Raw genomic sequence first — 22548 nt, forward strand, 5'->3', positions numbered from 1 at the left:
TAATCTCTCGCCACTAATGGATACAGTTATGGTTTAAAGGCTACGTTTTACTTCAACGATTTGGAACACCTCGATCTGATCACCAGGCTTCACATCATTGTAGTTCTTAACGCCAATACCACACTCCATATCTTTACGAACTTCCTGCACATCATCCTTAAAACGACGAAGTGATTCTAGTTCACCTTCATAAATAACCACATTGTCACGCAGTACGCGGATAGGATTATTACGCTTAACAACACCTTCTGTCACCATACAACCAGCGATAGCACCAAGTTTTGGTGACTTAAAGACGTCACGAACTTCTGCTAAGCCGATGATTTCTTGACGCGACTCAGGTGATAACATACCACTTAAGGCTGCTTTCACTTCTTCAATCGCTTCATAAATCACGCTGTAATAGCGAATTTCAACCGCATCGCGTTCCGCGATTTTTCGAGCAGTAGCATCTGCACGAACGTTGAAACCAATAATGATGGCATTTGACGCAGCCGCTAGTGAAACGTCTGTTTCTTTGATACCACCCACGCCACTCGAAATCACTTTAACTTCAACTTCTTCAGTCGCGAAGTCAGTTAATGATTTGCTTAACGCTTCTACAGAGCCTTGTACGTCAGCTTTGATGATAACGTTTAACTGTTGCAACTCATCGCTGCTACCCATGTTAGCAAACATGTTTTCAAGTTTCGCTTTTTGCTGGCGAGCTTGGAATTCTTCACGCTGCTTCATTTCACGACGTTCAGCAATATCTCGTGCCGTACGTTCGTCAGCAACCACAGTCGCTTCATCACCTGCCACCGGTACGCCAGAAAGGCCTAACACCTCGACAGGAATCGATGGACCCGCAGTATCAATAGCCTGACCATTTTCATCCAATAAAGCACGAACACGACCATAGTGAGTACCCGCTAATAGGATATCACCTTGGTTAAGCTGACCTTTTTGAACCAATACAGAAGCAATCGCACCGCGACCTTTGTCCAAGCGGGCTTCAATGACGAAACCTTTCGCAGCACCTTCGTCAACGGCTGTTAACTCAAGAACTTCAGACTGAAGCAAGATTGACTCTAAGAGGTCATCAATACCTTCGCCTGACTTGGCAGATACATGTACAAACTGAACATCACCACCCCAATCTTCTGGGATAACGTCATGTTGTGACAATTCGTTCTTAACACGATCTGGATCAGCTTCTGGCTTATCAATTTTGTTGACCGCTACGATCATTGGAACGCCTGCTGCTTTTGCGTGCTGTACCGCTTCAACGGTTTGTGGCATAACGCCATCATCAGCCGCAACAATCAAAATCACGATATCTGTTACTTCTGCACCACGAGCACGCATTGACGTAAATGCCGCGTGACCCGGTGTATCGAGGAACGTTACCATACCACGATCAGTTTCAACGTGATAAGCACCAATATGCTGTGTAATACCACCGGCTTCGCCAGTCGCAACATGGCTTGCACGGATATAATCAAGTAATGATGTCTTACCATGATCAACGTGACCCATAATAGTCACTACTGGAGCGCGAGGTTTACCTTCGCCATCTTCAGTCATTGCTTCAGAAAGAGCTGCCTCTTCCATCGCGTTTTCATTAACTAGTACTGGCTTATGACCCATTTCTTCAACAATCAAACTAGCTGTTTCTTGATCGATTGATTGATTAACAGTCGCCATAACACCAACTTTCATCATCGCTTTCATCAGCTCAGGCGCTTTCACTGCCATTGCTTTAGCGAGATCACCCACGGTAATCGCTTCAGGAATTTCCACATCGTGAACGATAGTGTCCGTTGGCTTTTTGAAACCGTGTTTTTTCATATTGTCAGGAGCCTGATAAACTTTTTTCTTATGAGTGACGCCGCGCTTATTTTTACCGTCATAAGCACCTGCTACGAGATCCACATCGGATGATTTTTTCTTGCCTTTCTTCTTCTTCTTTCTGCCACGATTTGATTTTTCTTCAAAATCACGTAGTGACATAGGCTTAGCAGGCTTGTCAGGATCAGCTTTAACCACTTTCTCTTCTGGCTCTTGCTTTTCTTCAAGCTGCTTTTCAATTTTCTTCTTAACTTTATCAGTCGCCTGCTCTTTCTTTGGAGCCTTAGCTTTAGACTCTTTTCCTTTAGATTGAGGCGCCTCCGATTTACTATCACTTTTCGCTTCCTCAGCTTTACGCTTAGCTTCTTCTTCAGCTTTACGTTTCGCTTCAGCAGCTTCTTTCTCTTTACGTTCGGCTTCTTCTTTCGCCTTTTTCTCAGCTTCTTCTTTCGCTTTACGCTCAGCTTCTTCAGCCTGACGCTTAGCTTCTTCTGCTTCTCTTGCCTTAGCTTCTTCTTCCTCAGCAAGCTGCTTAATTTCTTCGCTAGAACGTTTTACATAGGTGCGTTTTTTCTTCACCGCAACCTGAACAGATTTCTTTTTACCTTCTGAGCTTGTCACACTTAAGGTACTTTTTTTAGTACGGCTTAACGTGATTTTTCGTGGACCCGTTGATTCATCGCCACCATGCGACTTTTGCAAATAGGCCAACAACGACTTCTTTTGCTCTTCTGTAATGGTTTCGTCTGCACTTTTTATTTTAGAACCAGCCGCACTCAACTGCTCCAGTAGTTTTTCCACTGGAGTGTTTAGAGTATCGGCAAATTGTTTTACTGTAGTATCTGACATTTAGTCTCCCCGCTTAAAGTTATTCTTGCTCCCAGATTTATTCCTGATCTTCAAACCAAGGGGCACGCGCGGTCATAATTAATTGAGCTGCACGCTCATCATCTAATTCTTCAATATCGGTTAAATCATCCACTGATTGCTCCGCCAAGTGTTCCATAGTGATAACACCACGGCTTGCTAATACATATGCTAAGTGGCGGTCCATACCGTCCATATTTAACAAGTCTTCTGCTGGCTCATTTTTCTCCAGCTGTTCCTCTGAAGCAATCGCTTTAGTTAACAGGATATCTTTTGCACGAGCTTTCAACGCATCGATTAAATCCTCGTCAAAGCCTTCAATTTCTAACATCTCAGACTGTGGAACGTAAGCCACTTCTTCAAGTGTGGTGAAACCTTCTTGCACTAAAATATCTGCTAAATCTTCATCAACGCCTAGCTCGTCAGTAAATAACTTAACGATGCTTTCAGTTTCTGATTGATTTTTAACCGCAAATTCTTCTTCAGTCATCACATTCAATTCCCAACCAGTAAGCTCACTAGCTAAACGAATGTTTTGACCATTTCGACCAATTGCTTGCGCTAACTGATCTTCATCGACAGCAATATCCATGCTGCGAGAATCTTCATCAACCACAATAGACGCTACTTCTGCAGGAGCCATTGCGTTGATGACAAATTGGGCTGGGTTATCATCGAATAGAACGATATCAATACGTTCACCATTGAGTTCACCAGTAACCGCTTGTACACGAGCACCGCGCATACCAACACACGCACCAACTGGGTCAATTCGCTTGTCGTTGGTTTTAACCGCGACTTTAGCGCGAGAACCTGGGTCACGTGCTGCACCTTTAATTTCGATAACTTGCTCACCAATCTCTGGCACTTCAATGCGGAATAATTCTTCCAACATTTCTGGACGTGTACGGCTCACAAACAACTGCGGGCCACGGTTTTCATCGTTGATGTTATACAACAAACCACGAACACGATCACCGGCACGAACCGTTTCACGAGGCATCATTTCATCACGCTGGATAACAGCTTCAGCGTTGCTGCCAAGATCTAAATAAATATAATCACGCGTAATTTTCTTAACCACACCAGTGATAAGTTCGCCAACACGATCGCGAAACGCTTCAACCGTTTTCGCTCGCTCAGCTTCACGTACTTTCTGTACAATTACTTGTTTCGCAGTTTGCGCAGCGATACGGCCAAACTCAATTGACTCAATCTGCTCTTCAACATAATCACCTAACTCTGTCTCAGGCTCTTCATGTTGCGCCGCTGATAATGTCGTCTCCGTTAATGGATCTTCAACGGCATCATCTTCTACCACGGTCCAACGACGGAAAGTATCATACTCACCAGTTTCGCGGTCGATATCAACACGCACATCAATATCAACACCATGTTTTTTCTTTGTTGCCGTCGCTAATGCAGCTTCCAGCGCCCCAAAAATCACTTCAGGATTGACGTCCTTTTCATTGGAAACGGCTTCAACCACTAACAAAATTTCTTTACTGCTCATACGTGTTAACCTTCAATAAACTCGTGAATACTTCCACTAATCCGTTCGAGACTAATCTTTCTAGACTAATACTTTGCGATCAACTGGGCTTTTTCAACCTGTGGCACATCGATTTCGTGAACTTCACCATCGACTAACAAGCTGATTTTGCCATTGTTTACACTTTCAATTGTACCTTTAAATTTACGGCGTCCATTTATCGGGAATGATAAACGTAACTCAGCATCTTCTCCGACATACATCGCAAAATGCTGCTCGGTAAATAAAGGTCTATCCATACCTGGCGATGATATTTCTAAATTGTAGAAGCCGTTAATCGGATCTTCGACATCCAGCACACCACTCACCTGATGACTCACTTCAGCGCAATCGTCCACATTAATACCATTTTCATGCTCAATAAACACTCGCAATATCGAATGTTTACCTTGCGACAAATATTCTAAGCCCCAAAACTCAAAGCCTGCGGCCTCTACGGCTGGACGAATTATTTGTTCTAGCTGTGACTGTTTACTCATTACGCTCTCTATTTACTCTATTGACTTTATTTTCAAAAAAGCCAAATACAAAAAAAGGCCCATACGGCCCCATCATTAATCTATCTGACAAACCTTTTACCAAGGTTTTATGATGGGCTTGGAGTTACTAAACAGTATTTACCCCGTTTACCCACGCCGTTTGTAGCTCAATAACTTTTACTACAAACAATAAAGCCCCTATAAAGGGGCCTTATTATTATATTCATAATATAAAATCAGTCAATTATTAGTCAATTCACTGACTTTCTCTTTTCAAGAGATGTTCTTTCCAAAGGACACTTTATTCTCGTTAAAGCGTCTCTTAAAGAAAGTTGGTAGCGGGGGCCAGATTTGAACTGACGACCTTCGGGTTATGAGCCCGACGAGCTACCAGGCTGCTCCACCCCGCATCCATGTCTCTTTTCAAGAGTCTCTTTCTCAAGAGTACTTATTAGACTCTGGTACGACTAATAAGTTTGGCTATTTAGCCCTTGTTTTGGTAGAAGTCTTTAGAAGTCCCTACCTCAACGTGGAACGCATTATACTCACTTAAATTGCTTTGACAAGTGGTCTGACACAATAAATTCAATAAATATTCAAACGCTACAAATACTGGAACGCTTGCTCACAGAGCTCCATCAATTTACTCGGGAAAATACCGAGCCCAACAACGGTTAGACTAGTTAAACCCAAGCCCAGTCGCAAACCTCTGGTGGCAATTAATTTTTGCTCTGACTCTGGCTCATCAAAGAAAATGACCTTAACGACTTTGAGGTAATAAAACAGCCCCAGAATGGAAATTACTGCAGCAAAGATAGCCAACCACACGAAACCTGAGTTTAACACCGCCAAAAAGACTTCTAACTTGGCCCAGAAGCCAACAAAGGGTGGCAAGCCCGCCATCGACAGGAATAACACGCTGATCAACAAGCCGCCCCAAGGGTTCTTCCGTCCTAAGCCTTTTAGTTCATCGATATTTTTAACATCGTCAATGCCTTTTCCTAAATAAATCAGACAGCCAAAACCACCCAAAGACATGATGGCGTAAGTGAGTATATAGAAGAAAGATGCTGAAAAACCCTCTGCCGTGCCAGTCAGTATGCCCAATAAGAAGTAACCAATATGCGCGATGGCTGAATAGGCCAATAAGCGCTTGATATTGGTTTGCGCCAGAGCAACAAGGTTACCCACCAGCATCGACAAGCAGGCGAGTATAATCAATAAACTCTGCCAGTCTACCACCACACCGACAAACCCATAGCCAAAGATACGAATGGCTAGACCAAAGGCTGCGACCTTAGGCGCTGAAGATATAAAGGCGGTCGCTGATGTTGGGGCACCATCGTATACATCCGGTACCCACATTTGAAAAGGGACCGCACCAAACTTAAAGGCTATCGCCACCACCATAAAGACCAAACCAAAGCGTAACGTTAAGCTCGACTCGTTATTCGCAATATAAGCGGCAATATCGGTTAGGTGGACTTCCTGAGTCACGCCGTAAACTAACGACATGCCGTACAGCAAGAAACCACTCGCTATAGCGCCCATAACAAAGTATTTAACCGCCGCTTCAGCAGATTGATATGAGTGACGCTGCATGGCTACTAAGGCGTACAGTGATAACGATAAGAGCTCCAAGCCCAGATAAAGCGTGAGTAAACTGCCACCACTAACCATCACCATCATGCCAAGCACGGCAAAAAGGTGTAATAAGTAATACTCGCCTCTCAAGATCCGCCTCGGCAATATGTATGGACGGGCAAACAATAGAGCCAGCATCGCCAATACGATGACACTGATTTTGATAATCCCAGCCATCGGGTCAAGAATAAAGTGCCTATCGTATAAATGGTATTGAACATCTGGAAACTGCACCATACAAATAATGGCCGTACCAACTAAAGCCAGCTGCGTTAACCGATAGGTCAAGTTGCGGTCTAAGTCTTTTGAAAACACATCGATCAACAATATGATGCAAGCTGCGGTCAGCAGGAACATTTCAGGAAGCAGATGAATTAAATTATGAGTCACCTTAACCTCCTAACTTACTGGTGCTAGTGAATTGCAGTAACTGCTCAATACTCGGCTGCATGATATTAATCAGGAACTGTGGATACACGCCCAAAGCAATAACCAGTACGGCCAAAATGATTAAGACCGTCTTTTCTCTTAGATTAATATCATCCAAGCGCTCAACTTTGTCGTTGGCTGCTTTACCTAGAATCACTCGCTTGTAGAACCACAAGCTATAAGCAGCCCCCAGCACTAAGGTCAATCCTGCAAATAGAGCAATTCTCCAGTCAGCCTGGAACGATGAAATAATCACGAAGAACTCCCCCACAAAGCCTGACGTTCCTGGTAAACCCGCATTAGCAAATATAAACAACATGAGTAGGGTCGCAAAAACCGGCATGCTGTTGACCACCCCACCATACTCACTGATTTCACGGGTATGCAAACGGTCATAAAGAACGCCAATGGAGAAGAATAGCGCCCCTGAGACAAGGCCATGCGAAATCATTTGCACCATCGCCCCTTGTAGCGCCATGGATTGCGTATCCACATTGGTTAACTGCAGAATGACGAAGGTACCCAAAGTGACAAAACCCATGTGGGCAATCGACGAATAGGCAATCAGCTTTTTCATATCCTTTTGCGCTAAAGCCACAAAACCAATGTACACAATCGCCAATAGTGATAAGACAATCAGCAGATTAGCATAAGCAGCGGACGCATCCGGCGTAATCGGCAAACTAAAGCGTAAGAAACCATAGCCACCCATTTTCAACATGATGGCGGCTAAGATGACAGAGCCTCCCGTTGGCGCTTCAACGTGTGCGTCTGGAAGCCAAGTGTGAACCGGGACCATCGGAATTTTAACCGCAAAAGCGATCAGAAATGCCCAGAATATCCAGTTTTGTTCATTACTGCTTAACGGCATATCCTGCATCGCTCGTATAGAAAAGTCGCCAGCCTCTCGCCCCATATAAATAAGAGCGACCAGCATGAATATTGAGCCGAAAAAGGTATACAGGAAAAACTTAATGGTGGCGTAGATACGATTCGGGCCACCCCAAATTCCAATCATTAAGAACATCGGTATCAACATGGCTTCCCAGAACACATAAAAGAGAATGCTATCCTGGGCTAAAAAGACACCGTTCATTGCTCCGGTTAACAATAATACGGCTGCAACAAACTGGGGCTGACGAAACTTTATCGAGGCTGTTGAGCCAAATAACACCAATAAGTTTATCAAGCTTGTTAGCACTACCAGCGGTAAGGAAATACCATCCACACCTAGTTCATAACCGATATTCAGAGAAGGGATCCACTCCTCTTGTTCAGCAAACTGGAAGTTAGCGGTCGCGCTATCAAACGCAATCAAAAGCCAAAAGCTTAAGGCCAACACCAGTAGTGACACAGCCACACCGAAGCGCTGGCTCCAAACCAGCATCCTATCGCCAGGGCTTAATAACACCAGTATCCCGCTCAATAACGGAATCCAAATCATTAAACTTAAAACGGGCAACTGCTCTAACATAATCTTTTATTATCCATCCCGCGCTTTACCCTCTAAACAGTAGCCATGCTAAAAAAGCAACCAAGCCTATTAGCATGAATAACGCATAATGATACAAATAACCGGTTTGTAACTTACGCACTTTCAAGGCGATAGTTTTAAGTGCATTGGAACCGCCATCAATAATACCTTCGTCGATAATCGCTTTATCGCCATAGCGCCAAAAGACTTGTCCTAACCAATGACTGCCTTGGGCAAAAACTTTTTGATTAACCTCGTCAAAGAAATACTTTTTCTCTAACAATTTTTTAAGAGGCTTCAGGAACAGAGCCCACATGGTAATAAAGCGTGGCGCCCAACCGTAAACCACAATAGCGATAACGACTCCCGCAACTAACATCAGGAATACTGGGCTCATCAAGCCATGTATGGCAAAACTAATTGCGTCGCTAAAATGCTCTTCAACTGATGCCAGTACATCATGTTGATCTAGCACAGTGATCGAATCATTGAAGAATGAACGGAAAACGACATCTTTGGCGAACACAAATCCAGCTAGAACTGACGGTATAGCCAAAGCAATTAGCGGCCAAGTAATCACGCGTGGCGATTCAGTTAAACTATGGAACTGCTCTGGCTGCATGCGTGTTTTGCCATGAAATACCATTAACAACAGGCGGATACTGTATATCGCGGTCACTAACACGCCTGCCAACACCGCGAAGTAGGCAAAGCCACTAAAGCCACCTTCGGCGGCACTTACTGCTGAAATAATGGTGTCTTTTGAATAAAAGCCCGAAAATAGCGGCGTGCCAATTAATGCTAAGGTTCCGATCAAAGTACACCAATAGGTAATGGGTAATTTTTTATACAGGCCGCCCATTTTGCGGATATCTTGCTCATGATGCAGCGCCACAATAACCGAGCCAGCGCCAAGAAACAGTAAAGCTTTAAAAAAGGCGTGTGTGAATAAATGGAAAACGGCAGCCGAGTAAGCTGACACACCTAGCGCCACCACCATATAGCCGAGCTGCGACAGAGTCGAATAGGCAATAATCCGCTTTATATCGTTCTGCACAATCGCAACCAGCCCCATAAACAATGCAGTAATAGCGCCAATTAAAGTCACCATCGCCAACGCTGTTTCTGAGAACTCAAACAAAGGCGACATCCGAGCGACCATAAAGACACCCGCCGTGACCATTGTTGCCGCGTGAATCAGTGCAGAGATCGGCGTCGGGCCTTCCATAGAATCAGGTAACCAAACATGCAACGGAACTTGCGCAGATTTGCCCATAGCACCGATAAACAAACAAATACAGATAAAGCTTATGGCTGACCACTGCAACCCTCCCCAAACGGCAAAGTTGTGATCAAGTCCGACTAAAGCCAGCGCGTTAACTTGTTGCTGACTTTCTAATGAGACTAACTCTTCAGCCTGCTCCATTGTGTTAAAAATTGGCGCATAATCAAAAGTACCAAATAGTAGGAAAATAGCGCCGATACCTAATAAGAATCCGAAGTCACCAACACGATTAACCAAAAAAGCTTTCATGTTGGCAAAAATTGCGGTGTCTTTTTGGTACCAGAAACCAATCAATAAATAAGAGACGACACCTACCGCTTCCCAGCCAAAGAATAACTGTAAAAAGTTATTCGACATCACCAACATCAGCATTGAGAATGTAAATAACGAAATGTAGCTGAAGAAGCGTTGATAGCCTTTGTCGTCGTGCATATATCCGATGGAGTATATATGCACCATTAAACTAACAAAGGTGACCACCAGCATCATGATAGAGGTTAAGCTATCGAGTAGGAATCCTATTTGGATAGTGACGTCACCAAAACTCGCCCACTCATAAACCGTGACATCAACGGCTGTCGCATTCCCCCATAAAAAGCTAAAGAACCACTTTGCTGAAAACAGAAATGACACTAAGACACCGATGATGGTTAAGCGATGTGTCGTCACCTTGCCCAGCTTCTGGCCCAATAAGCCTGCCAAAATAGCGCCGACTAAAGGCGCTAACACAGCGATTAATAATTGGGCTTGGATGGTCATTAGCCTTTTAACTCCTTCAGCTCGGCAACATCAATTTTTTTGTTGGTTCTAAAGAGCACGACTAAAATCGCTAAACCAATTGCAGCTTCAGCAGCAGCCACTGTCAATATAAAGAAGACGAAAACTTGCCCTACGTCATCATTCAGGTAACGCGAGAAAGCAATAAAGTTGGTATTTACCGCTAATAACATCAACTCAATACACATCAGTAGCGTAATAACATTTTTGCGATTAATGATGATGCCAACCACACTGATGGAGAACAGCAAAGCACTAACGACTAAATAGTGGGTCAAGCTCATGCCTCATCTCCTTTTTTCTTGGTTTTGGTTTTGCGTTTACGTTTGGACTTAACGTCAGTTTCTTTGCGTAAATGCGCGTCTTGTCTTGGCCCAGACTCCATACTCACCACACGTAAACGCTCTTCTCTACTGGCCTGATGTTGCACAGGAACGCTTTGTCCTCGACGATCGCGGCGCCCACGGAAGGTCAAGCTAATGGCAGCCACAATGGCCACAAGTAAAATCACACCAGCCACTTCAAAGGCATAGAAGTACTCGGTATAAAGTAACTTGCCAAGCACCGACACATTGCTGTATTCCGCACTGTGTTTAGCCGGTTCTGGCATGTCACCTAAAACTTCGCTGCGTATTACCCAATAAATAGCACCGAATAACGCCAGAGCCACGAGTATTCCTAATGGTAAGTATCGAGTGAAGCCTGATTTCAAACTGGCGTAGTCGACGTCCAGCATCATGACGACGAATAAAAACAGCACCATCACAGCCCCAACGTAAACCAAGACCAGGGTAACCGCTAGAAACTCCGCCTCTAACAGCATCCATAATACGGCTGCCGAAAAAAAAGTTAGCACTAAACAAAGAACAGCTTGCACCGCATTGCGCACCGTAATAACGCCTACCGCGCCCAGTACAGTCAGGCTCGCAAATAAGTAAAAGACAAGAGACTCAACGGTCATCGGTTCCCCTTACTTGCATCAATGCTGTGATTATCGATATTTCGCATCTTGCTCTCTATCCTCAGCAATTTGATCTTCGTATTTATCACCAATCGCCAATAACTGCGCTTTGGTTAAAATATTATCGCCACGTTGTTCGAAGTGATAGTCCATCACCCGAGTCTCTACAATCGAGTCTACTGGGCATGACTCTTCACAAAAGCCACAGTAGATGCACTTAAACATATCAATTTCATAACGGGTTGTGCGACGAGTGCCATCACTTTGTCTTGGGCCTGCATCAATTGTAATTGCTGCAGCTGGACAAACCGCTTCACACAGCTTACAGCCGATACATCGTTCCTCGCCATTCGGGTAGCGGCGCAACGCATGCAAACCACGGAAGCGCGGAGACTGTGGCGTTTGCTCTTCTGGAAACTGCACTGTTACTTTACGACGCCACAGGTGTTTTCCTGTAATCCGCAGGCCCGTCAGTAAGTCTTTAAGAGTGTAACTTCTGAAAAAGTGTTTTAATTTCGACATCAGAAAACACCTCTTCCACTAAACCACGGACCGACGCCAGCTTTGATCATAAAGGTTAAGATCATCAGCCAAACCACCGTCACTGGTATAAAGACTTTCCAGCCGAGGCGCATGATTTGATCATATCGGTAACGCGGAAATGTCGCTCTCAACCAGATCATTAAGAATAAAAAGAACCCTGCTTTAAGTAATAACCAGGCCATACCAGGCACCCAGTCTGTAATACCTTCAACAAAAGGAATTCCTTGGAAAGGATTGAGCCAACCGCCAAAGAAAAACAGCGCGGTTAATACCGAAATTAAAATCATGTTGGCGTATTCAGCTAAAAAGAATAGCGCGAACGAAATGCCCGCATATTCGACATGAAAGCCTGCCACAATTTCAGACTCACCTTCAGGTAAGTCAAAAGGTGCGCGGTTGGTTTCCGCCACACCGGAGATCCAATAAATCACTAATAGCGGTAATAATGGGATCCAATACCAGTGCCAAAAACCGCCTTCTTGCCCCTGGACAATCTGACCAAGGTTCATGCTACCGGAAGCCATCAAGACACCGACCAACGCAAAACCCATGGCAATTTCATAAGAAATAATTTGCGATGCAGAACGCAGTGAACCTATCAAGGCATATTTAGAATTTGAGGCCCAGCCCGCGATAATCACGCCATACACCGCAATCGACGTCATCGCCAAAATATACAGCAAACCGACATCACTATTGGCTAAGACCAACTCCGCATCAAACGGAATCACCGCCCATGCTGCAAATGATGGCGCAATAAATAAAATGGGGGCTAATAAAAATAATCCTTTATTCGCGCCCGACGGCACCACCACTTCTTTCATTAATAATTTGATGACATCCGCGATAGGCTGCAACCAACCTTTTGGCCCTACTCGGTTTGGCCCCACTCGCATCTGCATGTAACCAATAATTTTACGCTCGGCATACGTGGTGTAGGCTACGGCTAGAATTAGTGGTAGCAAGATCAGGCCGATCTTAGTTCCAATAATGAAGAAGTCGATGATGATATCTAGCATCAAACGCCTCCCACAATATTATGGAAAGGGCTCAAGCGAGGTCGCTTCAATATTTCTTGACCTTTAGCCAGAGCAGTATCCTGCAATGAGGGCGAACGGCGTAACCAGCCATCGATCTGGTACATATTAACTGGGCGCGGTGCGAATCCATCGCGGGGCAAAGTTTCAGGACATTGCCACTTGGGTTTAATTCGATCACCGACGGCACTCAAACGGCCTTTCACTTCTTTGCGCACATCTTCAGCCGAAACATAGTCAAAATTCTTTAGATTCAATAGGTTACCAAGGACTCGAAGCACTTTCCACGCAGGTTTCGCTTCGCCTGGCGCACTAACCGCCGCGGCGAAATCTTGCCATAAACCATTCACGTTAACGTATGAGCCTGATGTTTCTAAAAAGCTTGCGACTGGTAATATAACGTCAGCATACTCAAACGCCTCATCATCAGCATGACAAGTCATTGAAACTACAAAGTCAGCCTGTTCCAAGCTCTCTCTTGCTTTGTCCGCAATCACTGACTCTTTTCCTGGCTCTGTTTTTAATAAAACGTAGCCTTTTTTGCCCTGCTCGAATAAATCTTTTATGTGCTGACCATCTTGTTCCACATCAGCCCCAGCCGGCCCTCGATGTGGAATCGAGCCTGCAAGGTATGCGCCAACGCTATTGCCACCATGTGGGAAGAAGCCATATGACGAGCCGGACAAGTTGGCGATCGCCTTGGCTAATAAACGAATATGGCCAGCGTAACTAAATTCTAAAGCGCTCGCGCCTAGGATGATGCTGGATTTCTCACCCTTTAAAAGCATTTCAGCGATGTTACGGTGTTCATCACGAATGGTGATGGGTTCCAGTAACGTCTCAAGCCCTTCAAGATCCATCGCATCAGCCCACTGCTCTTTATCGCTGTCGCCTTGGTTTTGATACAAGTACTTGGTTATTCCCGCCAGTTGACCAAGCCACGTCTCAGCGTCGGTTATGATCTCATGATCAATATCAAAATTGTGATACAGCGGATATAAGCCGATGGAAGCGATATTGCCGTAACGAGTTGCTTTCCTTGCTCGTAACGAGGCCAGTGGCTGCTCTTTACGTAAGTTGGCGCCAATGAGCAAACAGGCATCTAAATTTTCCAAGTCCGACAAATCGACGCCTAACTCAGGGTGCAACGGCTCAAATTTCTGCCACGCAAAATCACTGACTCTTAAACGATGATCAATATTGTTCGAGCCCAATCCTCGCATAACTTTTTGCAATAAATACATTTCTTCCGTAGTCGAACTGGGGTGGGCGATAGCGGCAATCTGTTCAGAACCATCGGTTTGCACCATCATATTAAGCTTGCTTGCTGTTCGTTCTAGCGCCGTTTCCCAATCAACTTCTTTCCATTCGCCATTATGCTTCAGCATTGGCTTTAGTAAGCGCTCGCTTTCTTCAAGCGCTTCATAGGAATAACGATCCCGATCAGCCAACCACACCTCATTGACGGCCTCATTTTCTTTGGGAACGACGCGAATAACCCGATTGCGTAACGTGTGTACGTGCAAATTCGCGCCAATACAATCGTGGGGCGATACCGAGTCACGCTGCGCCATTTCCCATGCGCGGGCCTGGTAGCGCGACGGCTTCGCAGTTAAAGCGCCCACAGGACACAAATCAATAATATTACCGGAGACTTCAGAATCCACTGACTGTTCGATAAAGGTACTGATTTCCATATGTTCGCCACGACCCACAGCACCAAGCTCTCGAATACCTGCAACTTCACGACCGAAACGCACACACCGTGTGCAATGAATACAGCGGGTCATTTCGGTTTCGATCAATGGCCCTAAGTCTTCATCCAGCACCGCGCGTTTCTTTTCAGTAAACCTCGAAACATCATTACCATACTCAAGCGCCACATCTTGTAATTCGCACTCGCCTCCCTGATCGCAGATAGGGCAATCGAGAGGGTGGTTGATTAATAAAAACTCCATGACCGATTTTTGCGACTGCTGCGCAAAATCCGACTGAGTTTTCACCACCATACCGTCAGAAATCGGTGTTGCGCAGGCCGGTAACGGTTTTTTAACGCCATCAACTTCAACCAAACACATCCGGCAATTGGCAGCGATGGATAATTTTTTGTGATAACAAAAACGAGGAATGGTGATGCCGTGCGCATCCGCCACTTCAATAATCATAGACCCTTGTTCGGCTTCTATTTTTTTACCATCAATTTCGATTGAAACCATTGGCTGTTTACGTCCTCGTTATCGTTGTAGGCTATTTAACTCGCTTTTCGAGCTTTTTTGCCTGCTTGAGCTTGTTCAATCTTCGCCACAAACTCGTCTTTAAAATACTTTATAAAACTTTGTACTGGCATCGCAGCCGCATCGCCTAGCGCACAAATAGTACGCCCCATAATGTTGCCTGCGATTTCATCCAGCTTATCTAAATCAGTAATCTGACCTTCACCACGCGCTATACGAGCAATCATGCGCGACATCCAACCAGTGCCTTCACGGCACGGCGTACACTGACCACAAGATTCTTCATAATAAAAATGTGCAATACGTCCTAACACTTCAACCATGTCAGTATCTTCATCCATGATGATGACAGCACCCGAGCCAAGCATGGAACCCGCCTTACCCAGCGCATCGTAATCCATGGTAATATCCATCATCACATCAGCCGGCAACACTGGCGCGCTTGAGCCTCCAGGAATAACTGCTTTCAATTTTTTACCGTCCTTCATACCGCCCGCCATTTCGAGCAAATCTTTGAACGGCGTTCCCAGTCCTATTTCATAATTACCCGGTTTATTAACGTGACCGGAAACAGAGAAAATTTTAGTGCCTCCATTGTTTTCCTTACCCAAATCTAAGAACCACTGGCCGCCTTTTTCTAAAATAATAGGAACGGATGCGTAGCTCTCGGTGTTGTTCACGTTGGTTGGTCGGCCGAATAAACCGTAATTTGCAGGGAATGGCGGCTTGAAACGGGGCTGCCCTTTTTTACCTTCTAACGATTCCAAAAGGGCTGTTTCCTCGCCACAAATGTAAGCACCGGCCCCAATATGGCTATGCAAATCAAAGTCCACCCCTGACTGCAAAATATTTTTCCCTAATAAGCCTGCGTCATAAGCCTCTTGCAGCGCTTCTTCAAAGCGCTCAATCGGTTCGTAAAACTCACCACGCATGTAGTTATAACCGACCGTAGCACCCGTAACATAACCAGCAATAGCCATGCCTTCAATGAGTTGATGTGGGTTATAACGCAGGATGTCGCGATCTTTAAAAGTCCCTGGCTCGCCTTCATCAGAGTTACAAACAACGTACTTTTGACCGGGCGCATGCTTAGGCATAAAGCTCCACTTTAGCCCCGTAGGGAATCCCGCACCACCACGGCCGCGAAGCGCGGAAAGTTTGAGTTCTTCAATAATCTCTTCTGGCGGCGTTTGCTCAGCTAAAATTTTACGCCACATAGCATAGCCACCTGCCGACTTATAAGTCGCCAGTGTCCAAGGTTTGTCTAGCTCTAATGTTCTAAAGCAAACTTCATTTGCCATGCTTACTTCAGCTCCGCACTCTTAATCATGAACTCACTTTAACTCACGAATAAGGTTTGCCACCTTATCGATATCCAAATTTTCATGGTACTGTTTGTCCACCTCTAACATCGGCGCGCCACCACAAGCTGCCATACACTCTACTTCTTTCAAGGTGAAGGTGCCATCTTCCGTGGTTTCTCCCGGGCTGATACCGAGCTCATCTTTAAACCATTTTTTTATGTCGCCACTGCCAGCCAACATGCATGACACATTGGTGCATAAAGAAATAACATACTTACCCGCCTTTTTTAAACGGAACATCGAATAAAAACTGGCAACTTCGTACGCTGCAATTTTAGGGCAACTCAAATAATCAGCGACGGCATCCATTAATTCTTGTGTAAGGTAACCATGTTCTTCTTGCACGATACTCATAATCGGAATAATAGCCGCACGCTTTCTCTCTACTGGATACTTGCTGACCCATTTTTCCACTTTCTCTAGGCCATCAGCACTGAGTATGCCTTCTAATGTTGTTGTGTTTGCATCAGTCATGAGTCATAGCCTAACGATCAATTTCGCCAAACACGATATCTTGTGTACCAATGATGGCAACCACATCGGCCAACATGTGGCCTTTCACCATTTCGTTCATCGCCGATAAATGTGCAAAACCTGCTGCCCGAATTTTGACGCGGTAGGGCTTATTCGCGCCATCCGATACCATGTAAACGCCGAACTCCCCTTTAGGGTGCTCTACCGCAGCATAAGCTTGCCCTTCAGGAACACAGTAGCCCTCTGTGAAAAGTTTAAAATGATGGATCAGCGCCTCCATATCTTCTTTCATGGCTTCACGATTGGGTGGCGTCACTTTATGGTTGTCCAGCATTACCGGGCCTGGGTTATCTTGTAACCATTGAATACACTGACGAATGATGTTGTTCGACTGACGCATTTCTTCCATACGCACTAAATAGCGGTCGTAACAGTCACCCGTTTTACCCACAGGAATGTCAAACTCCAACTCGTCATAAACTTCGTAAGGCTGTTTTTTTCGTAGGTCCCACTCGACACCAGACCCTCGTAGCATTGGGCCAGAAAAGCCAAGCTGTAATGCCCGCTCTGACTGCACAATACCAACGCCAACGGTACGCTGTTTCCAGATGCGGTTTTCAGTGAGCAAGCTTTCGTAATCATCAATGCAACTGGGGAATTTTTCAGTGAAGTCTTGTAGATAATCAAGCAATGAACCTTGGCGATTAGCGTTCAGCTCCTCTGCTTTCCTCTTATCGGTAAACGGCGACTCTTTATACTGTGGCATACTCTCTGGGAGGTCACGGTAAACGCCGCCAGGGCGAAAATAAGTCGCATGCATTCGTGCGCCACTGACCGCTTCATACGCATCCATTAAGGTTTCACGCTCACGAAACGTGTATAAAAAAACGGTCATGGCACCAATGTCTAAGCCATGTGCCCCGAGCCACATTAAGTGATTTAAAATTCGTGTGATTTCTGCGAACATCACGCGGATATACTGTGCTCGTTTAGGCGGCGTAATACCCATCAACTTTTCTATTGCCATGACATAAGCATGTTCATTGGACATCATTGACACATAATCAAGACGATCCATGTAGCCGATACTTTGGTTGTAAGGTTTACTCTCCGCTAACTTTTCAGTCGCCCGATGCAATAAACCAACATGCGGATCAGCTCGCACAACAGTCTCACCATCCATCTCAAGGATAAGGCGTAATACACCATGTGCAGCTGGATGTTGTGGGCCAAAGTTTACCGTATAGTTACGAATCTCAGCCATCACGACCTCCCTGCTCAGGAGCAGCCACATAAACCGTGTCGTCTTTTTTCTTGCGAATCACCCTGGGTACCAAAACTCTTGGTTCAATGGAGACAGGCTCATAAACACAACGGTTTTGTTTCGCATCAAAACGTAACTCAACATTTCCAATCAGAGGGAAGTCTTTACGAAAAGGATGTCCCACAAAACCATAGTCCGTTAAAATTCTGCGCAAATCTGGATGACCAGAAAACAATACACCAAACAAGTCAAACGCTTCGCGTTCATACCAATTAGCGCTAGCCCATACATCAATTACCGAAGGGATTGTCGGACGATTATCTTTAATAAAGCATGTCACTCGCAGGCGACGGTTATGGGCAATGGAAAGCAAATGATAAACCACGGCAAAGCGCTCCCTCTGCCAAGTTTTCTTAACCGGCTGATGCTCCTCTCGACCGCGGCTGAATCCAGCCCCTGTTGCTTCAGTAGTCGCCCACTCGTCTTGACCGTAGGTCAAGTAATCAACAACGGTTAAGTCCATCAGTTGTTCGAATGCGAGATCATCGTGCTCACGTAAAGTGGCGCACACTTCCAGTAAATCGCCCTTACCAACTTCAATAGTGACTTCACCCAGCGCTTCTTCGCAAGCAACTAGCGAATCTCCAAATACCTCACCCAGTTGCTTCACTAAAGCTTCAGGCACTCGTCACCTCGCTTGCGTTTGATGATTTATCAGCGGTGTCTTTAATGTGTTGCTCATTCTTATTTCGGCGAGAGTTACGCGCTATAACCGTCTGCCGCTTAATTTTATTCTGCAGCTGGATAATTCCATAGAGCAAAGCTTCTGCTGTCGGAGGGCAACCAGGCACATAAATATCGACGGGGATTATTCGGTCGCAACCACGAACCACTGAGTAGGAATAATGGTAATATCCTCCACCATTAGCGCAAGAGCCCATTGAAATGACCCATTTAGGTTCTGGCATTTGGTCGTAAACACGACGTAACGCCGGTGCCATTTTGTTGGTTAAGGTTCCAGCAACGATCATAACATCGGATTGTCGAGGGCTTGGCCTAAAAATGACACCAAAGCGATCCATGTCATAGCGAGCCGCGCCAGCATGCATCATTTCGATAGCACAACAGGCAAGCCCAAAAGTGACCGGCCACATTGAGCCCGTTCGCGCCCAGTCCAACAAATCTTGGATGCTGGTAGTTACAAATCCGTCGCTATTTAATTGTTCCTCTAAACCCACACGTTACTCCCACTCTAAAGCGCCTTTTTTCCACTCGTAGGCAAAACCGATGAGTAATAACAGTAAGAACACGCCCATTGAAATTAAGCCGAACCAACCGATGTCATCAAGCACTACTGCCCATGGAAATAAAAAAGCGATTTCGAGATCAAATATGATGAAGAGAATAGCAACCAGATAGAACCTTACATCAAACTTCATTCGAGAGTCTTCAAAGGCATCAAAACCGCACTCAAAAGGCTTGCCCTTAGCTTCGCTGGGCTTAGTCGGGCTTGCAAAGTAGCCAACCAACAGTAAGCCTCCTCCAAATAGTAACCCTATTAGGATGAAAACTAGAATGGGTGCGTATTGTTCTATCATAGGTCTAAGTTGTTTGCCTCAAGGTTATTTATCGTCAGTGCAAAAATGCGGCCAACAAGATAAATAGCCCTAACTTGTTATTTATCAATAAGATTTAGGCATTTACATCGAATACCTTACCAGTAGATTTTTAGTTTGGCTAGTGGTGTTTAACATCCACCAAGAGCACCTTGGAAAGTTTCCATATCTTCATGAGCTTTGAACCTCTTTCAAACCCAATAAATGTTTATTTTTGTGATCCACCTCACTTTTTATTGCAAATTTAGATAGATTCATTAATATGGTCAATGGAGGCAGTGAGACATAATCTATGTTCAGCTCTTTATTAAAGTTTTTAGGATTTCAACCCAAACCAGAAGCAAGGAAAACAGCTTCTCGACCTTCTGTTACCTCACATAAACTTGAAAAGAAAAAAATACCTGCTAGCAAGCTTACCAAAGGCATGACGGTCATTGAACTTGATCGACCTTGGACCGACGTTCCAGTTATGTTTCAAGAAGTCACCATTGAATCCGAAGAAGAAATTAAACTACTGCAAAAATATTGTCAGCACGTTTTTATCGACCATCACTCTTATAAAACCATCTACGCGCAACAATTACTCGATAAGAAACGGCGCCCAATTTATCAAAAGCCAAACTTAACACCACGCCAGGCCAGCGTCAGACTTCGTGAGGAAATGCCTCGAGCACAAAAAGCTTACGATAAGTCCCATCGTCATATTAATACCTTGATGCGTGATGTTCAGCGTGATAGTAAAGTTGATATTGAAGGCTCGAAAGAACTCGTGTCCAGCTGTGTAGACAGCATTCTCAGTGACGAGACCGCAATGTTTTGGCTGTCAAAGATTAAAAATAAAGATGAATACACTGCTGAGCATTGCGTACGAGTTGGCATTTTATCCATTGCTTTTGGTAAATATCTTCAGCTGCCTAGAGAAGAGCTTGAGCTCTTAGGATTATGCGGCATGCTACATGATGTTGGCAAAATGAAAGTGCCACAACATATCCTTAATAAAGAAGGCCCACTGACTGAGGATGAATACAAAATTGTTAAAGAACACACCGTTTTGGGCTATGTTTTCTTGCGCAATCATGGCGGTATTGATGAACAGGTTTGTACCGCCGCTTACAATCATCATGAACGCATGAATGGGCGTGGCTACCCTCGAAAAGTTTCGGCTGAACTGCTATCCACTTACGATCGTATCATCGCCATTGTTGACAGTTATGATGCCATGATTAGCGACCGTTGCTACCGCAAAGGGATGTCACCCTCTAGAGCCTTGTCTCAACTGTATAAAGGCCAAGGGGAGCTTTATGACGAGCAACTGGTTAAGCAGTTTATTCAAATGGTTGGCATATACCCCGTTGGTAGCTTAGTTGAGCTTAGCAGCGGTCAAGTAGCGTTAGTGCTCTCCGTCAATGAAAATAGCAAGCTAGAGCCTGTTGTTGAAATCGTCACGGATAGCAATAAAAAACGTATAAAACCCCAAGCTATCGATCTGACCAAGAAGCCTAAAGACCAAAATGGCCAGCCTCTGCGTATTAGCAATACCTTAGCGGACAATGAGGTTGAGTTTGACCTTGAGTCCTTTATTCAAGCCATTAAAGGTGCTGCTTAGGGCTTAAGTTTGAGTTCTATTTGTAATCATCAGTTGATTCACCTACAGTAAGCACAATTCCAACTGTTCTTGTTATTTCATGTCAGAGCACTCCGTTCAACAGATCTCCTTCCCGGTTCCCGCATGGGCGAAAAACACCCATGTGCAATCTTTATTAGCCACAGTCAAGTTTCGACGCAAGAGCCTCAAAAAACGCGCTAAAATCCTCATTGAGCAGAGTCATGAAAACATTATTGTGTGCGACGATGGCGTTAGGCTACAGAGCTTCGTTGCGCTTAATACAAATTCTGACAATGCGCCGCTGGCAATTCTTATCCATGGTTGGGAAGGAAGTCATGAATCGCTTTACCAACTTTCAACCGCGCAAACCTTATACCAGTTAGGCTTCAATGTTGTGCGGCTGAACCTGCGTGACCATGGCACCAGTCATCATCTCAATCCCGATTTATTTCATTCCAATCGAATCGATGAAGTGGTTCAAGCGGTTTTCAAGCTGCAACAGCAATTGTCACCGAGCAAGACGTTACTCTGTGGCTTCTCACTTGGGGGGAATTTTGCACTAAGAGTTGCTAACAGAGCTACAGCCGCCAATATCCGCCTTAACAAAACTATCGCTATTTGCCCTGCACTCGACCCAGCCGATATATTGATTAAGCTAGAAACCAGTCTATCGCTTTACATCAAATACTTTATGCTTAAGTGGAAGCGCTCAATCCGCAAAAAACAAGAGCTCTTTCCTGACCTGTATAACTTGGATGAAGACCTGAAAACAGATTCAATGCGAGAACTCACTGAAACACTAGTGAAGTACTATGGTGATTATGAAACCATTAATGATTATTTTGACGGCTACAATATTTGTGGTGATCGTTTAAGCGATATTGAGACTCCAACTACGATTTTAATGAGTAAAGATGATCCGATAATTGAGTATAAAGACATTTACTCACTACCCGATACCAAGTATTTCACCAAATATCTAACACAATATGGCGGTCATTGCGGTTATATTAAAGATCGGAAGCTCAGAAGTTGGCTGGATGACTTCATCAGCGATGAAGCCAACAACTTATAAACACACCACACAAAAAACCGCCCGCAGGCGGTTTCAA

Annotated in this window: 19 protein-coding genes and 1 tRNA gene; 2 read left to right on the forward strand and 18 right to left on the reverse strand. The window is 44.8% G+C overall.

The genetic code is table 11. The annotated features are described in order from the left end of the window. Positions 1-33: 33 nt before the first annotated feature. From infB to ndhC, 18 genes are all read right to left on the reverse strand, one after another. Positions 34-2679: a translation initiation factor IF-2 gene (gene infB, locus TQ33_RS10415; protein ID WP_046561982.1), complete on the reverse strand. Its 2646-nt coding sequence runs from the start codon at positions 2677-2679 to the stop codon at positions 34-36. Positions 2680-2716: 37 nt separating this feature from the next. After that, positions 2717-4210, reverse strand: a complete 1494-nt coding sequence (gene nusA, locus TQ33_RS10420; protein WP_046561983.1) for a transcription termination factor NusA — start codon at positions 4208-4210, stop codon at positions 2717-2719. Positions 4211-4275: 65 nt separating this feature from the next. Next, complete coding sequence (gene rimP, locus TQ33_RS10425) at positions 4276-4728, reverse strand: ribosome maturation factor RimP (RefSeq protein ID WP_046561984.1); 453 nt, start codon at positions 4726-4728, stop codon at positions 4276-4278. A gap of 333 nt (positions 4729-5061) precedes the next feature. Continuing rightward, positions 5062-5138: transfer RNA gene (locus tag TQ33_RS10430), tRNA-Met, on the reverse strand. A gap of 193 nt (positions 5139-5331) precedes the next feature. Beyond that, entirely contained in the window at positions 5332-6762 is a 1431-nt protein-coding gene (gene nuoN / locus TQ33_RS10435) for an NADH-quinone oxidoreductase subunit NuoN (protein ID WP_144405976.1), read from the reverse strand. A 1-nt stretch (position 6763) separates the two neighbouring features. Beyond that, on the reverse strand, positions 6764-8275 hold the full coding sequence (locus tag TQ33_RS10440) for an NADH-quinone oxidoreductase subunit M (RefSeq protein ID WP_046561985.1): 1512 nt from the start codon (positions 8273-8275) through the stop codon (positions 6764-6766). Positions 8276-8300: 25 nt separating this feature from the next. Beyond that, the gene (gene nuoL / locus TQ33_RS10445) at positions 8301-10319 is read right to left on the reverse strand and encodes an NADH-quinone oxidoreductase subunit L (RefSeq protein ID WP_046561986.1); all 2019 of its coding nucleotides are present in this window, start codon (positions 10317-10319) and stop codon (positions 8301-8303) included. Beyond that, a complete protein-coding gene (gene nuoK / locus TQ33_RS10450; RefSeq protein WP_046561987.1) occupies positions 10319-10621 on the reverse strand; it encodes an NADH-quinone oxidoreductase subunit NuoK in 303 nt (100 codons plus the stop codon). Before nuoK ends, nuoL begins: the two co-directional genes overlap by 1 nt. Next, complete coding sequence (locus TQ33_RS10455; RefSeq protein ID WP_046561988.1) at positions 10618-11298, reverse strand: NADH-quinone oxidoreductase subunit J; 681 nt, start codon at positions 11296-11298, stop codon at positions 10618-10620. Before TQ33_RS10455 ends, nuoK begins: the two co-directional genes overlap by 4 nt. A 30-nt stretch (positions 11299-11328) precedes the next feature. Next, positions 11329-11820: an NADH-quinone oxidoreductase subunit NuoI gene (gene nuoI / locus TQ33_RS10460; protein ID WP_046561989.1), complete on the reverse strand. Its 492-nt coding sequence runs from the start codon at positions 11818-11820 to the stop codon at positions 11329-11331. After that, a complete protein-coding gene (gene nuoH, locus TQ33_RS10465; protein WP_046561990.1) occupies positions 11820-12860 on the reverse strand; it encodes an NADH-quinone oxidoreductase subunit NuoH in 1041 nt (346 codons plus the stop codon). Before nuoH ends, nuoI begins: the two co-directional genes overlap by 1 nt. Further along, positions 12860-15094: an NADH-quinone oxidoreductase subunit NuoG gene (gene nuoG / locus TQ33_RS10470; protein WP_046561991.1), complete on the reverse strand. Its 2235-nt coding sequence runs from the start codon at positions 15092-15094 to the stop codon at positions 12860-12862. Before nuoG ends, nuoH begins: the two co-directional genes overlap by 1 nt. 35 nt (positions 15095-15129) lie before the next feature. After that, positions 15130-16413, reverse strand: a complete 1284-nt coding sequence (gene nuoF, locus TQ33_RS10475; protein WP_046561992.1) for an NADH-quinone oxidoreductase subunit NuoF — start codon at positions 16411-16413, stop codon at positions 15130-15132. A gap of 33 nt (positions 16414-16446) precedes the next feature. After that, the gene (locus TQ33_RS10480; protein ID WP_046561993.1) at positions 16447-16950 is read right to left on the reverse strand and encodes an NADH-quinone oxidoreductase subunit NuoE family protein; all 504 of its coding nucleotides are present in this window, start codon (positions 16948-16950) and stop codon (positions 16447-16449) included. Between the two features lie 10 nt (positions 16951-16960). After that, complete coding sequence (locus TQ33_RS10485; RefSeq protein ID WP_046561994.1) at positions 16961-18214, reverse strand: NADH-quinone oxidoreductase subunit D; 1254 nt, start codon at positions 18212-18214, stop codon at positions 16961-16963. Continuing rightward, positions 18207-18899 carry an NADH-quinone oxidoreductase subunit C gene (locus TQ33_RS10490; protein WP_052735285.1) on the reverse strand — a complete coding sequence of 231 codons (693 nt, stop codon included), beginning with the start codon at positions 18897-18899 and terminating at the stop codon, positions 18207-18209. Before TQ33_RS10490 ends, TQ33_RS10485 begins: the two co-directional genes overlap by 8 nt. Beyond that, on the reverse strand, positions 18892-19452 hold the full coding sequence (locus TQ33_RS10495) for a NuoB/complex I 20 kDa subunit family protein (protein ID WP_071841120.1): 561 nt from the start codon (positions 19450-19452) through the stop codon (positions 18892-18894). Before TQ33_RS10495 ends, TQ33_RS10490 begins: the two co-directional genes overlap by 8 nt. A 3-nt stretch (positions 19453-19455) precedes the next feature. Further along, positions 19456-19812: an NADH-quinone oxidoreductase subunit A gene (gene ndhC / locus TQ33_RS10500; RefSeq protein WP_046561995.1), complete on the reverse strand. Its 357-nt coding sequence runs from the start codon at positions 19810-19812 to the stop codon at positions 19456-19458. Positions 19813-20122: 310 nt separating this feature from the next. Between ndhC and TQ33_RS10505 the strand changes: the two genes are divergently transcribed. Further along, positions 20123-21436, forward strand: a complete 1314-nt coding sequence (locus tag TQ33_RS10505; protein ID WP_046561996.1) for an HD-GYP domain-containing protein — start codon at positions 20123-20125, stop codon at positions 21434-21436. Positions 21437-21515: 79 nt separating this feature from the next. Continuing rightward, a complete protein-coding gene (locus TQ33_RS10510; RefSeq protein WP_046561997.1) occupies positions 21516-22511 on the forward strand; it encodes a YheT family hydrolase in 996 nt (331 codons plus the stop codon). Positions 22512-22548: the final 37 nt, after the last annotated feature.

The organism is Kangiella geojedonensis (assembly GCF_000981765.1).
Taxonomy (GTDB): domain Bacteria; phylum Pseudomonadota; class Gammaproteobacteria; order Enterobacterales; family Kangiellaceae; genus Kangiella; species Kangiella geojedonensis.